The organism is Streptomyces sp. NPDC051109 (genome assembly GCF_044455885.1).
In the GTDB taxonomy this organism is placed as follows: domain Bacteria; phylum Actinomycetota; class Actinomycetes; order Streptomycetales; family Streptomycetaceae; genus Streptomyces.
The window spans coordinates 228,024-241,247 of sequence record NZ_JBITFF010000013.1 but is presented as its reverse complement, the minus strand read 5'-3'; the positions used below and the strand labels follow the sequence as shown (position 1 = coordinate 241,247).

The 13,224-nt window shown below is 73.9% G+C and carries 7 protein-coding genes; 3 read left to right on the top strand and 4 right to left on the bottom strand.

Annotated features, from left to right (window positions below; genetic code table 11):
• Positions 1-373: 373 nt before the first annotated feature.
• Positions 374-910: a MarR family winged helix-turn-helix transcriptional regulator gene (locus ACIBAD_RS24380; RefSeq protein ID WP_134073164.1), complete on the bottom strand. Its 537-nt coding sequence runs from the start codon at positions 908-910 to the stop codon at positions 374-376.
• 114 nt (positions 911-1,024) lie between these two features.
• Here ACIBAD_RS24380 and ACIBAD_RS24375 point away from each other — a divergent pair, with 114 nt between their 5' ends.
• Positions 1,025-2,320 carry an MFS transporter gene (locus ACIBAD_RS24375; RefSeq protein WP_398908351.1) on the top strand — a complete coding sequence of 432 codons (1,296 nt, stop codon included), beginning with the start codon at positions 1,025-1,027 and terminating at the stop codon, positions 2,318-2,320.
• Positions 2,321-2,398: 78 nt separating this feature from the next.
• Here ACIBAD_RS24375 and ACIBAD_RS24370 read toward each other — a convergent pair whose 3' ends face one another.
• Both ACIBAD_RS24370 and ACIBAD_RS24365 read right to left on the bottom strand, forming a co-directional pair.
• Entirely contained in the window at positions 2,399-4,165 is a 1,767-nt protein-coding gene (locus ACIBAD_RS24370; protein ID WP_398908361.1) for a SpoIIE family protein phosphatase, read from the bottom strand.
• Between the two features lie 113 nt (positions 4,166-4,278).
• Positions 4,279-5,697, bottom strand: a complete 1,419-nt coding sequence (locus tag ACIBAD_RS24365) for an NAD(P)/FAD-dependent oxidoreductase (protein ID WP_134073162.1) — start codon at positions 5,695-5,697, stop codon at positions 4,279-4,281.
• A 342-nt stretch (positions 5,698-6,039) separates the two neighbouring features.
• On the opposite strand from ACIBAD_RS24365, the gene ACIBAD_RS24360 reads away from it, so the two are divergent.
• Both ACIBAD_RS24360 and ACIBAD_RS24355 read left to right on the top strand, forming a co-directional pair.
• A complete protein-coding gene (locus ACIBAD_RS24360; protein WP_134073160.1) occupies positions 6,040-6,810 on the top strand; it encodes a TetR/AcrR family transcriptional regulator in 771 nt (256 codons plus the stop codon).
• Positions 6,811-7,056: 246 nt separating this feature from the next.
• Complete coding sequence (locus ACIBAD_RS24355; RefSeq protein ID WP_398908349.1) at positions 7,057-8,982, top strand: sigma-70 family RNA polymerase sigma factor; 1,926 nt, start codon at positions 7,057-7,059, stop codon at positions 8,980-8,982.
• On the opposite strand, the gene ACIBAD_RS24350 is transcribed toward ACIBAD_RS24355, so the two are convergent.
• On the bottom strand, positions 8,969-13,072 hold the full coding sequence (locus ACIBAD_RS24350) for an AfsR/SARP family transcriptional regulator (RefSeq protein WP_398908347.1): 4,104 nt from the start codon (positions 13,070-13,072) through the stop codon (positions 8,969-8,971). The two genes, ACIBAD_RS24355 and ACIBAD_RS24350, sit on opposite strands and share 14 nt — an antisense overlap.
• Positions 13,073-13,224: the final 152 nt, after the last annotated feature.

Below are 13,224 nucleotides of genomic sequence, written 5' to 3'. Positions count from 1 at the left end.
GAGTTCTCAAGGAACGGACGCTTCCTTTGTACTCACCCTCTCGGGCTTTCCTCCGGGCTTTCGCTCTTCGTTCTTGCGTTTCCGACTCTATCAGATCCTTTCGGGCCTGACCCCCGGTCAGCGGGGTTTGTCTTCCGGGCTGTTGGGCCCTTCCGACTCCCAGAACTCTAGTGGATTTCCCGACCGATTCATAATCGGCCTTCGAAAATGAATTCGGGCATGCCGAATTCGTTCCCGGTGGGAGATCGTGCTGAGTTGGGTGCCGCAACGAGGCGGCGGGATGTGCCGTCGCCAAAACCTTCCGGCTCTGGGACAACTCGAAGAACCTTACGGATCCACGGGGTCGGTGTCAACCCCACAGCTCAGGTGCCGGTCAGCTCCGCGACTGGAGGTCCTCGACGCGGTCCAGGAGCCGGGTGAGCATGTCGCCCAGCACTCCCCGTTCCGCCGTGGACAGGTCCTGGAGGAGGTCCTCTTCGAACACCGTGGCCGCCCTCATGGCGTCCAGCCACTTGCTGCGGCCTTCGTCCGTGAGCTCCACGATCACGCGGACCCGGTTGGACTCGTCCCGCTCGCGCGTCACCAGCCCCTCCGCCGTCATGCGGTCGATCCGGTGGGTCATCGCCGCCGGCGTGAGGCCCAGCTGCTTCGCGAGCTCGCTCGGTCCCATCCGGTACGGGGCTCCGGAGATGACGAGGGCCTTGAGGACCTCCCACTCCGCGTTGCTGATGCCCAGAGCGGCGGTCTGGCGTCCGTACGCGACGTTCATGCGGCGGTTCAGCCGACTCAGGGCCGAGACCACCTTCTCGACCTGCGGATCGAGGTCCTGGAACTCGCGCTGATAGACGGCGATCTGTTCGTCGAGGCTCGGCTCGTGGACGGGCGCGGTGCCGTCGGGGGTGTCACCCATGGTTCGAAGTATCGCACGGAGCCCGTTGGCGTCTAACTCCTTCGATGTGTAGAGTTAAGCGTCGAAGTTTAGGTATGAAGTCTTCGGGCTTCAGTTCTCGAAGGCAGGTGAGAAGTGACCAAGGTGATGGGCGCTGCGATGCGGCGGATCCAGGCCGGCAACGCGTTGACCGCGTTCGGCATCGGTTTCACGGTTCCGTTCCTCTACATCTACGTGGCGCAGGTGCGGGGTCTGGGCTCCATGGCGGCCACGAGCGCGTTCGTGGCCTTCGCCGTCAGTGCCCTGGTCGCGCTGCCCCTCACCGGTCGGGTCATCGACCGCCGAGGTCCCGTCCCCGTGGTCATCGGTGCGGCCGTCGCCGCCTCGGCCGGCGCCCTGTCGCTCGGGCTGTCCACCGGGATCGTGCCGATCCTGCTGTCCGCCCTGGCGCTCGGCGCGGGGCAGGCCGTCATGCAGCCCGCGCTGGCCACGATGATCGTGTGGTGCTCGACGCCGGGCACCCGGACGCGCGCCTTCGCGCTCCAGTTCTTCATGCAGAACCTGGGTCTGGGCATCGGCGGCCTCATCGGCGGCCAGATCGTCGACGAGAGCCGGCCCGCCAGCTTCACCCTGCTGTTCGGTATCGAGGCCGTGATGTTCCTGGTCCTGGCCGGGGTCATCCTCACCGTACGGATACCGCACGCGCCGAACATCAAGGACGCCGTCCCGCGGGACGAGTCCCGGTCGGGCGGTGCGTGGAAGCGGCTGCTGGAGCACAAGGCCATGGTCAAGCTGCTGGTTCTGGGCTTCGTGATCTTCTTCGCCTGCTACGGGCAGTTCGAGTCCGGTCTCGCCGCCTTCGGTACCGAGGCCGCCGGAATCTCCCCCTCCACCCTCGGCTTCGCGCTGGCCGCCAACACCGGTGCGATCGTCGTGGCGCAGTTCGTCGTGCTGAAGCTGGTCGAGAAGCGCCGCCGGTCCCGTGTGATCGCGCTGGTCGGCCTGATCTGGACCGGGGCGTGGGTCATCGCCGGGTTCTCGGGGCTGGGGCACGGCAGCGCGATGATGGCCGCCGCCGCGTTCATCACCACGTACGCGCTCTTCGGCATCGGCGAGGCGATGCTGTCGCCGACCCTGGCCCCGCTGGTGGCCGACCTGGCGCCGGAGGGTTCGGTGGGCCAGTACAACTCGGCCTTCGCGCTGGTCAAGCAGATGGCGCTGGCTCTCGGGCCGCTGGGCGTGCCGCTGGGTGCGGGTGTGCCGATGCTCTACATCGGGGTGTTCATCGTGGTCTCGCTGGGGATCGCGTGGCTGGCGCTGCGGCTCGGCAAGCAGCTGAGCGCGGTACAGGACAGGCCGTCGCTGCTGAAGGGCGAGGCGGTGCCGGCGGTGGTCGTGCCGGCCGCCGAGCCCGAGCGCGTGCCCGCCTAGGCGAGACGCGGGAGCACGAGAGGTACGCGAGATACGAGAGAGGCCCGGTCCCCGTGGACCGGGCCTCTCCCGTACCCGCTACTTGTCCGGCAGGGCGAACTCGCACCAGACGGCCTTGCCGCCGCCCGGGGTGCGGCGCGAACCCCAGGAGGAGGCGATGGTCGCGATGATCGAGATGCCGCGGCCGGTCTCGTCCGCCGGTTCCGCGCGGCGGCGGCGCGGGAGGTGGTCGTCCCCGTCGGTGACCTCGATGATCAGGCGGCGGTCGGTGCGGCGCAGCCTCAGCCGCATGGGCGGGGTGCCGTGCTGGAGGGAGTTCGCCACGAGCTCGCTGGCGGCGAGGACGCCGAGGTCGCACAGCTCGACCGGGAAGCGCCAGGAGGCGAGCACTCCGGAGGCGAAGGCGCGGGCGCGCGGGGCGGCCTCGACCCCTCCGAGGAGTTCCAGGGCGGCGTTGTGGAAGAGCTCGGCGTCGGCCCCGGTGCGGCTCGGCTGCTGGAGGACCATGACGGCCACGTCGTCGTCGTGGTCGGCGTCCACGCCGAGGGCGCGCATCAGGCGGTCGCAGATGACCGCGGGGGTGCCCTGGGCGCCGGAAAGGGCGCGTTCCAGGGCGGCGACGCCCTCGTCGATGTCCTCGCCGCGCCGTTCGACGAGGCCGTCCGTGTAGAGGACGGCGGTGGAGCCGGGGCCCAGCGCGATGGTGCCGGAGGTGTGCAGCCAGCCGCCGGTTCCGAGCGGTGGTCCGGTGGGGTCGGCCGCACGGCGTACGGTGCCGTCCTCGCCGCGGACGAGGATCGGGAGGTGGCCGGCGGAGGCGTACGCGAGCAGGCCCTCGTTGGGGTCGTGGACGGCGTAGACGCAGGTCGCGATCTGGCTCGCGTCGATCTCGGCGGCGAGGCCGTCGAGGAGCTGGAGCACCTCGTGCGGGGGCAGGTCGAGGCGGGCGTAGGCGCGGACGGCGGTGCGCAGCTGGCCCATGACGGCGGCGGCGCGGACGCCGCGGCCCATGACGTCGCCGATGACGAGGGCGGTGCGGCCCGCGCCGAGGGTGATGACGTCGTACCAGTCGCCGCCGACGGCTGCCTCGGTGCCGCCGGGCTGGTACGTGGCGGCGATGCGGAGGTCGTCGGGCTGTTCGAGTTCCTGCGGGAGGAGGGAGCGCTGGAGGGTCACGGCGGCCTCGCGCTGGCGGCGCTCGCTGGCGCGCAGCCGTTCGACGGCTTCGGCGTGGTCGCTGACGTCGGCGAGGTGGATCAGGACCCCGGCGTGGTGGGGGTCGCTCACGCCCTCCGTGGCGGCCTTGGGGAAGTCGACGGGGGTGCAGGTGACCGTGTACGAGCTGGTGCCGCCGGGTGCGCTGCGGTTCTTGGCGGTACGGGGCCTGCCGCTGCGCTGGACCTGGTCGAGGAGCGGGAGGAGGCCGAGCTCGCCGAGTTCGGGGAGGGCGTCGTGGACGGGTGCGCCGGTGGGGCGGGGGCCGAAGCCGGCGGTGTAGGCGTCGTTGACGTAGGCGACGCGGTGTTCGGGGCCGTGGACGAGGGCGACGAGGGCCGGGAGCCGGCCGAGGACCTCCCGTACGGAGAGCTCGTCGAGGGAGGGCACGGCGGCGAGGACGCCGCTGCCGGCGCCGCTGCCCGGGCCGGTGCCCGCGCCCGTCCCGGTGCCGGAGACCGTGGGGTCCGCGGGGGCACCGTCCGGCGCGGTGGCCGGGCGGGCGGCGGCGCCGCGGGCTGCCGGGACGGCGCCCTCACCCCGCTTGGCCTGGGCGGCGGCGTGTTCGGACCGGGCGGCGGCGCGGCGCTGCGTTCCGGGAAAACGGGCGCTCCAGCGCGTGAAGTTCACTGCGTTCAAGCCTCGTGGTGTCGCAAGTGGTCGCTGTGCCGTGAATGTCACTGTGTGCAGGCGTGGGCCCACCTATGGTCACACGTCCAGTGTGGCCGACCGCACTGACAACGTCAGCCCTGGCTGTCCTTCGGGGGGTTGGGGGCGGGCGGGGGAGGGGGGAACCTGTGGCCGTGGCCGGCGGCGAGTTCGAATTCTGCCCTGGGGTGTTCGAGTGAGCCGAGGGAGACGATCTCACGTTTGAAGAGGCCCGAGAGGGTCCATTCGGCAAGCACGCGCATTTTGCGGTTGAAGGTGGGGATCCGGCTGAGGTGGTAGGTGCGGTGCATCAGCCAGGCGGGGTAGGCCTTGAGCTTGCGGCCGTAGATGTGGGCGACGCCCTTGTGGAGGCCGAGGGAGGCCACGGAGCCCGCGTACTTGTGCGCGTACTCGGTCAGGAGCTCGCCGCGCAGGGAGGCCACGAGGTTGTCGGCGAGGACCTTGGCCTGGCGGACGGCGTGCTGCGCGTTGGGGGCGCATTCGCGGCCGGCCTCTTCGGCGGTGATGTCGGGGACGGCGGCGGCGTCGCCGGCGGCCCAGGCGTGTTCGACGCCGTCGACGGTGAGGAAGGCGGTGCAGGTGAGGCGGCCGCGTTCGGTGCGGGGGAGGTCGGAGGCGGCGAGGATCGGGTGCGGTTTGACGCCTGCGGTCCACACGACGGTACGGGTGGGGAAGCGGGCGCCGTCGCTGAGGACGGCCACGCGGTTCTCGCAGGAGTCGAGCCTGGTCTCCAGGCGTACGTCGATGCCCCGGCGGCGCAGTTCGCGGACCGTGTAGACGCCGAGTTCGGGGCCGACCTCGGGGAGGATGTGGTCGCTGGCCTCGACCAGCACCCACTTCATGTCCTCGGGCTTGATGTTGTGGTAGTACCGGGCCGCGTAGCGGGCCATGTCCTCCAGTTCGCCGAGGGCCTCGACGCCCGCGTAGCCGCCGCCGACGAAGACGAAGGTCAGGGCGGAGTCGCGGAGGGCGGGGTCGCGGGTGGAGGAGGCGATGTCCATTTGTTCGATGACGTGGTTGCGCAGGCCGATGGCCTCTTCCACGGTCTTGAATCCGATGGCGTAGTCGGCGAGTCCCGGGATGGGCAGGGTGCGGGACACGGATCCGGGGGCGAGGACGAGTTCGTCGTACTCGATCTCCAGTGCGCCGGTGCCCTCGTCCTCGGTGGCGAGGGTGGCCACGGTCGCGGTCCGCTTGGCGTGGTCGATGCGCTGGGCCTCGCCGATGACGATGCGGCACTTGTCGAGGACGCGGCGGAGCGGCACGACGACGTGGCGCGGGGAGATCGAGCCCGCGGCCGCCTCGGGGAGGAAGGGCTGGTACGTCATGTACGGCTCGGCGCTGACGACCGTGACCTCGGCTTCGCCGGCTCTGAGTTTTCGCTGGAGCCGGAGCGCCGTGTACATGCCGACGTAGCCGCCGCCGACGACGAGGATGCGCGTGCGGGGCGGGGTACCGGGGGCCGTGCCCCGGGAGTTAGCAGCCTTCACCATCCCATGACGCAACGTGGCCGGGAGTTTGTCCACAGGCCTGACACATTGTGTGACCGGAGGGGGTACCGGTACGGGGCTGCCGGATGGCTTGAGTGGGGGTGGAGTTCCGCAGGTCAGGGGGTGCGGAAGGGGTGATTCCGGGGGCTTGGATCGGAAAAGTGGGGGTGAATGCTCCGATCGGGCGGTGGTCCGTCCGGGGCTGCCTCTTCTGAATTGACTCTGGCTCAACTATGTTCGTATCTCGTCGAGGAGTAAGACCGGGGCCCACCTGACCGTGGCCCACCTCGACACGAAGGCGGGGAGTGTCTCCGGGGGGAGACAAATGATTACCGGGGGATACATATGCATATTTCCGATTTCCATGGTTCTGCGACCGCGCTCTCGGGTGAGAGCACCGGCCGCGTGATGACGGGCGGCACGACGCACGGCGTGGGCCGCTCCACACCGCTGCGCGTCGACGCCCAGCGCAACCTCGAACACGTGCTGCGCGCGGCCCGCGAGGTGTTCGGCGAGCTCGGCTACGGGGCTCCGATGGAGGACGTGGCGCGGCGCGCACGCGTCGGCGTCGGCACCGTGTACCGGCGCTTCCCGAGCAAGGACGTCCTGGTCCGCCGGATAGCCGAGGAGGAGACCGCCCGGCTGACCGAGCAGGCCCAGGCCGCGCTCGGCCAGGAGGAGGAGCCGTGGCAGGCGCTGTCGCGCTTCCTGCGCACCTCCGTGGCCTCGGGCGCGGGGCGGCTGCTGCCGCCGCAGGTGCTGCGGGTCGGGTCGGCGAGCGAGGACGACGTCGAAGAGGTCGCGGCGCGGGTTCCGCACCAGCGCCAGGCCGGCGTGACCGGCGGGGCTCCCGAGCTGCGGGTCGTGGGCTCGCGGACTGCCGTCGAGGACGAGCCCTCGGAGGACGCGGGCGCGGGCGCGCTGCTCGAAGTGGTCGGCCGGCTGGTCGACCGTGCCCGGGAGGCGGGTGAGCTGCGCGGCGATGTGACGGTGGCCGATGTGCTGCTCGTGATAGCCACGGCCGCTCCGGCGCTGCCCGACGCGGCGCAGCAGGCGGCGGCTTCGTCCCGACTGCTCGACATCCTGCTCGAAGGGCTGCGGTCCCGGACGGCCTGAGCCGTACGGGGCACGGTCCTCGCGGACGCCCTGCAGGGGCGCCCGCCGCTGCCCGCCCCCACCCACCGACGGTTCGTCGAACGGTCCTCCGAACGGCCGCTCGCTCGAAAGAGTGAGGGCCGGTACGGGGTTTCACCGGGTGTTGCACGGACGAGTGGATGGTGGGAAGACGGGTCCGGCGCGCGCCCCCCGTGTGACACGCTTGAACGGTGTACCGGTTGAGTGTGGCGTGCGGGGGCTTCCGCGATGAGCGTTGACGGTCGGGAAGAGCCGCTCGGTGGTGCCGGCGGCGAGGTCGACGCGGAGAGCCCGGCCGCACGCCAGGTCCCGGCGCAGCGCGAGCCGCGCCGCGGCCGGCACGCGGCCTCGGGGTCTTCCGGTGCCGATCTGCCTCCGTCCGACGGCGACTTGATCGCCCGTATGCGCGGGGGTGACGACGGTGCGTACGAGGAGCTGTTCCTCCGGCACGCGGATTCCGTACGGCGCTACGCGCGGACCTGCTGCCGCGATGCGCACACGGCCGACGACCTGACCGCCGAGGTGTTCGCGCGGACGCTGCAGGCGGTACGGGGCGGTGCCGGGCCGGACCAGTCGGTGCGGGCCTACCTGCTAACCACGGTGCGCAGGGTCGCGGCCGCGTGGGCGAAGACCTCCCGGCGGGAGCACCTCGTCGAGGACTTCGCGGTGTTCGCGGAACAGGCTGCCGCCGGCACCGAGGTCGGCGGTGGCATGTCCGGCCTCTCCGGCGACGACACCCTCGAACTGGGTGCGGAAGTCCGGGCGATGCGCGAGGCGGAGCAGTCGCTGGCGCTGCAGGCCTTCCGGAGCCTGCCCGAGCGGTGGCAGGCCGTGCTGTGGCACACCACCGTCGAAGATGCCTCGCCCAGCGCGATCGCCCCGTTGTTCGGGCTGAGCGCCAACGCGACGGCGGTGCTGGCCAGCCGCGCCCGGGAGGGGCTCAAGCAGGCCTATCTGCAGGCGCACGTGAGCTCGGCGCTGAGTACGGGCGGGGACTGCGCCCGGTACGCGGACCGGCTGGGGGCGTATGCCCGCGGCGGGCTGCGGATGCGGGCGGAGCAGGGGCTGCGCAAACACCTGGAGGAGTGCGCGAAGTGCCGGCTGGCCGCCGGGGAGCTCAAGGACGTCAACGCGGGCATTCCCGCGCTGCTGCCCGTCGCGGTCATCGGGTGGTTCGCCGCCGGGTACGCGGCCAAGGCGGCCGGTGTGGTGGCCGGCGGGGCCGTCGCCGCAGGGGGCGCGGGGGCGGCCGCCGCGGCTTCGGGCGGGTCGACGGCGGGCGCAGGGGCCGGAGCTGCCGGGGGTGCCGGGGCTGCTGGGGCCGGGGGTGCCGGGTCCGGGGTCGGGGGTGCGGTGGCTGCCGAGGGGCTCGGGCTGCCGGTCAAGGCCGCCATCGCCGCCGGGATCGCGGTCGCCGCAGCCGCGGGGGTGGTGTTCGCGCTGGCCGGGGACGATCCCGAGCCGGGGCCCGCGGCGCAGCCCGCACCGAGTGTCGCGGCGCCCGTGGTGCCGCTGCCCCCGGCTCCGCGGACAACGGCGCCGACGCGTGCGGAGCCGCCGGCCGCGCAGGGTTCCGTACCCTCCGAGCCGGGCAGGACTCCCGCCGCGCCGACCCCCTCCCCCGCGAAGCCCAAGGCGCCGGCTCCGGCTCCGCCCGCCTCCCCGGCGCCGAAGCCCTCGCCGACTCCGTCCCCGTCGCCGTCCGTACCGAAGCCGCCCCAGGGGTTCCGGCTGGCGGGGCTCGGGCACGCGGCGTCCGGCGACCACAGCGGTCCGGAACTGCGGACCGGGCGCAGCAGCTGGGTGTGGCAGCGGTGGGGGCTGCGGATCGCGGACCGGCGGTTCGAGCAGGGGATCACGGTGAACTCCCGTTCCTCGGTGGAGATCGCCCTGAACCGGCAGTGCACCGCGTTCTCGGCGCGGGCCGGGGTGGACGACCTGTCCTTGTTCACCGACGGCACGGTGCGGTTCTCCGTGTACGCCGACGGGCAGCGGCTGTGGCGGTCGGACGCGCTCGGGTTCGGGGATCCGGCCGCCGCCGTCGATGTCTCGCTGACAGGGCGCACGGCGCTGCGGCTGGTGGTGGAGCAGGCCGGGCAGGGCAGCCTGCCGACCCTGGCGAGCTGGGCCGACGCAGTGATCAGCTGCCGGTGACGCGGAGGGTTCCGGCGGCTTCGGCGGCTCCGGCGGCTTCGGTGACGAGGGTGGCGACCTCGGCCGGGGAGAGCTCCGCGCCCGCCTCCGCCTCCGCCGCGTAGCGGTCGGCTCCGAGTACGGCGCGCGCGTCGGCGGGCAGCCCGCCGACGGCGTTCTGTTCCGGGACCGAGCGCGGGTGGCCCGCACGCCAGGCGGTGGCCGCCGCCAGCACCCGTACGGCCTCCGCGGTGCGCCCGGCGGCGAGCAGCAGTACGGCCGCGGTGTCGCTGAGCGACGCCAGGACCCGCTCGGCGCAGTGCGCGGCGACGGCGGTGGCCAGGACCGGCCCCAGCTTCGCGAGGGCGGCCTGCGGGCCGTGCGCGTGGGCGGTGAGGACGGCGTCGATGTTGTCGAGGCCGGCGGCGAGCTGCGGGGGCGCCGAGATCCTCCCCGAGGCGATGCGGGCGAGTTCGCACTCCGTACGGGCCCGGCCGAGGTCGCCGCGGACGAGCGCGAGGAGCGCCGCGAGCATGCCGCTGTAGGCCTGGACGTCGTACACGCCACCGTAGCGCTCGACTTCGGCGCAGACCTCCGCCAGCAGCTGTTCGGCGCCGTCGAAGTCCCCTGAGCAGAAGGCGGATTCGGCGATCCGGGCGATGGCGAAGGGCACCTCGGTGTGGGCCCCGACCTCGCGGGCGAGGCGCAGGCACTCCTCGTACTCGGCGCGGGCCCAGTCGTACCGGCCGCGGGAGAGCGCGACCTCGCCGGCGGCGCTCGCCACCTGGGCGCGCGTCCAGCGGTCGCCGACGCGGTGCGCGATCTCGTGCAGTTCGGCGAGGTCGGCGTCGACGGACGGGAGGCCGCCGGTGAGGTCGATGGCCACGTGGGTGCGGAGCATGAGGGCGACGCCCAGTTCCCAGTCGCCGCCGTGGCGGCGGCAGTTGTGGACCGTCTCGTCGAGCCCGTCGCGGACGGCGAGGGGGTCCCCGGTGAGGAAGGTGGTCATCGGCCAGAGCATGCCGGGGAAGCGGGCTGTCTCGTGGCCGCCGTCCCGGAAGACCTGCTGGAGGTTCTCGGCGAGGGCGACGTTCTCCGGGGTGCGGAACTCCTCGGGCGCGTGCCCTTCCGCGAGGAGGAGGACGCGCAGCATCTGCGTGCGCATGAGGCGCCAGTACTCGGGGGTGCCCGCGGGCGGCTCGGCGCGGTGGGGCTCCAAGACCCGAGCGGCCCATTCCGCGCCCTCGGCGCGGTAGTCGCGCAGCCACCAGAACCAGCCGAGGGCGAGGACGAGGCGTTGGCCGGTTTCGGGGGCGTCGGCCGTCTGGATGATGTGGAGCAGCGCGGCGCGGAGGTTGTCGAGCTCGGTCTCGATGCGCCGGATCCAGGGCAGTTGGCCTGCGCCGCGCAGGAGGGGCTCGGCCTCCTCGGCGAGGGCCAGGAAGTGGGCGGCGTGGCGGTGGGCTGCGCCGCTGCGGTCGGCGGGGTGCGCGGCCGCGCGGTCGGCGGCGTACTCGCGGATGGTCTCCAGGAGGCGGTAGCGCATGCCGGTGCCGTCGGGGCCGGGTGCGGCGACGACGAGGGACTTGTCGACGAGGGAGCCGAGGAGGTCCAGGACGTCGGGGGTGCCGGGGTCGGCGGGGGCGCCGGGGGTGCCGGGATCGGCGGGGGCGCCGGGGTCGGCGCAGACGGCTTCGGCGGCGGCGAGGTCGCAGCCGCCGGCGAAGACGGAGAGGCGCCGCAGGACGGTGCGCTCGCTGTCGTCGAGCAGGTCCCAGGACCAGTCGACGACGGCGCGCAGGGTCTGCTGGCGCGGCAGGTGGGTACGGGCACCACCGGTCAGCAGCCGGAAACGGTCGTCGAGGCGGTCGGCGATCTGGCGCGGGGTGAGCAGCCGCAGCCGGGCCGCGGCCAGCTCGATGGCCAGCGGCAGCCCGTCGAGGCGGGCGCAGATCTCGGCGACGGCGGCCGGATCCTCGGCGGGGGTGAAGCCGGGGCGGACGGCGGCGGCGCGGTCGGTGAAGAGGCGGTGTGCGGGGTCGGGGGGCAGGGGGTCGACGGGGCGGACCGTTTCGCCGGGTACGCCGAGGGGTTCGCGACTGGTGGCCAGGATCCGGACGCCGGGGCAGTGGGCGAGGAGGTGTTCGGCGAGTTCGGCGGCGGCGCCGATGACGTGCTCGCAGTTGTCGAGGACGAGGAGCAGGCGGCGGTGCGCGCAGTGCTCGACGAGCTGGGCGGCGGGGTCGTCGGCGGGGGCCTTGTCGCGGGCTACGAGGGTTCCCTCGCGCAGGCCGAGGGCGCTGAGGACGGCGCCGGGTACGGCGGCGGGTTGGTCGAGGCGGGCGAGTTCGACGAGCCAGCCGGGTTCGGGGTCGGCGGCTGCCGCGTGCTCGGCGAGCCGGGTCTTCCCTGACCCGCCGGGCCCGGTGAGGGTGACGAGCCGCAGCTGGGCCAGATCGCGGCGCAGCCCCGCGAGCTCGGGCTCCCGCCCGACGAAGGAGGTGAGCCGAGGCCGAAGATTCCCGGCGCGCTCGACGGGCTGGGCGGGGGGCGCGGGTGCCGCCGGAGGCGCGGGCGCCATCGGCTCCGCCGGGGAGGCCGCGTGCCAGGCGTCCGCCGGTGCCATCGGCTCCGCCGGGGAGGCGGGATGCGCAGGCGCTGAGGGCGCGCATGTCGCCGGGGGTGCGGCGGGTACGGGGTGCGCTGAGGGCGCGGAGCACTCCGTCGAGGCGGCGGGTACGTGGGGCACCGGAGGCGCAGGCACTCCGGGGTACACCCAGGACACGGGGGGTGCCGACTGCACCGGCGGTACCGGAGTGTCGGCGGCAGCCGGGCTCGCGGTTGCCGTCGGCTCCCCCGAGGGCTCGGCGGCTGCGGGGTACCCCCCGGGCGCGGAGGACTCCGGGACGGCAGCGGGTGCCGGGTGCGCGGGAGGCGTTGGGGGCACCGCCCCGGGCGTCGGGGATGCGGGGTGCGCAGCGGCCACCCGGGACGCAGGGGCTCCCTGTGCCGCGGCAGCGGCCGGGTACGCGGTTGAGGGCGGGGACCCGGGGGACACCGGGGGCGCCGAAGACGCGGATGCAGCGGTGGCCGTCGGGGATGCCGAATACGTAGTCGGCGCCGGAGGCCCGGGGACTGCGGGATGCGCTGCGGGCGCAGGCGCGGCTGCGGACACCGCAGTGGCCGGGTGCGTGGCCGGTAGTGGCGAACCCGGAGAGGACGGGTGCGGCGCCGGCGCGGCTGCGGATACCGGGGGTGCCTGAGGCGTGGCAGGCGGCAGCGAAGCGGGAGATGCCGGGAGCGGCGCCGGCGCGGCTGCGGATGCCGGAGGGGTGGGCGCGGGGCGCAGCGGGGGGGCTGGTGTCGATGGAGGGTGGAGGAGTTCCGTGTGCAGGGCGGTGAGTTCGGGGCCCGGGTTGGTGCCGAGGGCTTCGGCGAGGGTGCGGCGGGTGACCTCGTACGCGGCGAGGGCGTCGGCGGGGCGGCCGGACGCGCGGAGGGCGCGGAGCTGCTGGGCGCGCAGGGGCTCGTCGTACGGGTGCTCCCGGATCAGCGCCTCGATCTCCGGGAGGAGTGACGCCGGGTCGGCGGCCCCGCTGCGGAGTTCGGCGTCGATCCGGGCGCGGAGGGCGGCCGCGCGGTGCGCTTCGGGCGTGGCGGCGTAGGCGGTGCGGGCGGGCTCGGGGAGGTCGGGGAGGGCGGGTCCGCGCCAGAGGGCGAGGGCGGTGCGCAGGGTTGCGGCGGCGGTGGCGGGGTCGGCGGCCAGTTGCCCGGCGCCTAGGCGGGCGAGGCGGGTGAAGCGGTGGAGGTCGACGTCGTCGCGGTCGGCGACGACGAGGCGGTAGCCGCCGGCGGGGTCGGCGGCGATGGTGTCCCGGCCGCCGAGGGCGCGGCGGAGCCGGGCGACGAGGGCCTGGAGGGCGGCGGGCGCGTCCTGGGGCGGATCGTCGCCCCAGATCTCGTCGACGAGGTCGGCGACGGTCGCGGCGGCCGGGCCGCCGGCGCGGAGCGCGAGGGCGGCGAGGAGCGCGCGCAGGCGGGCGCCGCCGATGGGAAGGGGGGCGCCGGTCTCGTCGCGCGCCTCGGTGACGCCCAGGATGAGATACCGCACCGGGCAATTCTGCCTTGCCCCTGCCGGGGGCGCCGGGGGGTTTTCGCGGGGCCCGGCCCTCAGATGCCGGGAGCACTGCTGCCGGGCAGCGCCGCTCCCCTCTTGGGACTCCGCCCTGGAGCGCCGGATGTGCCGGGGCAGGCCCGCGCCGG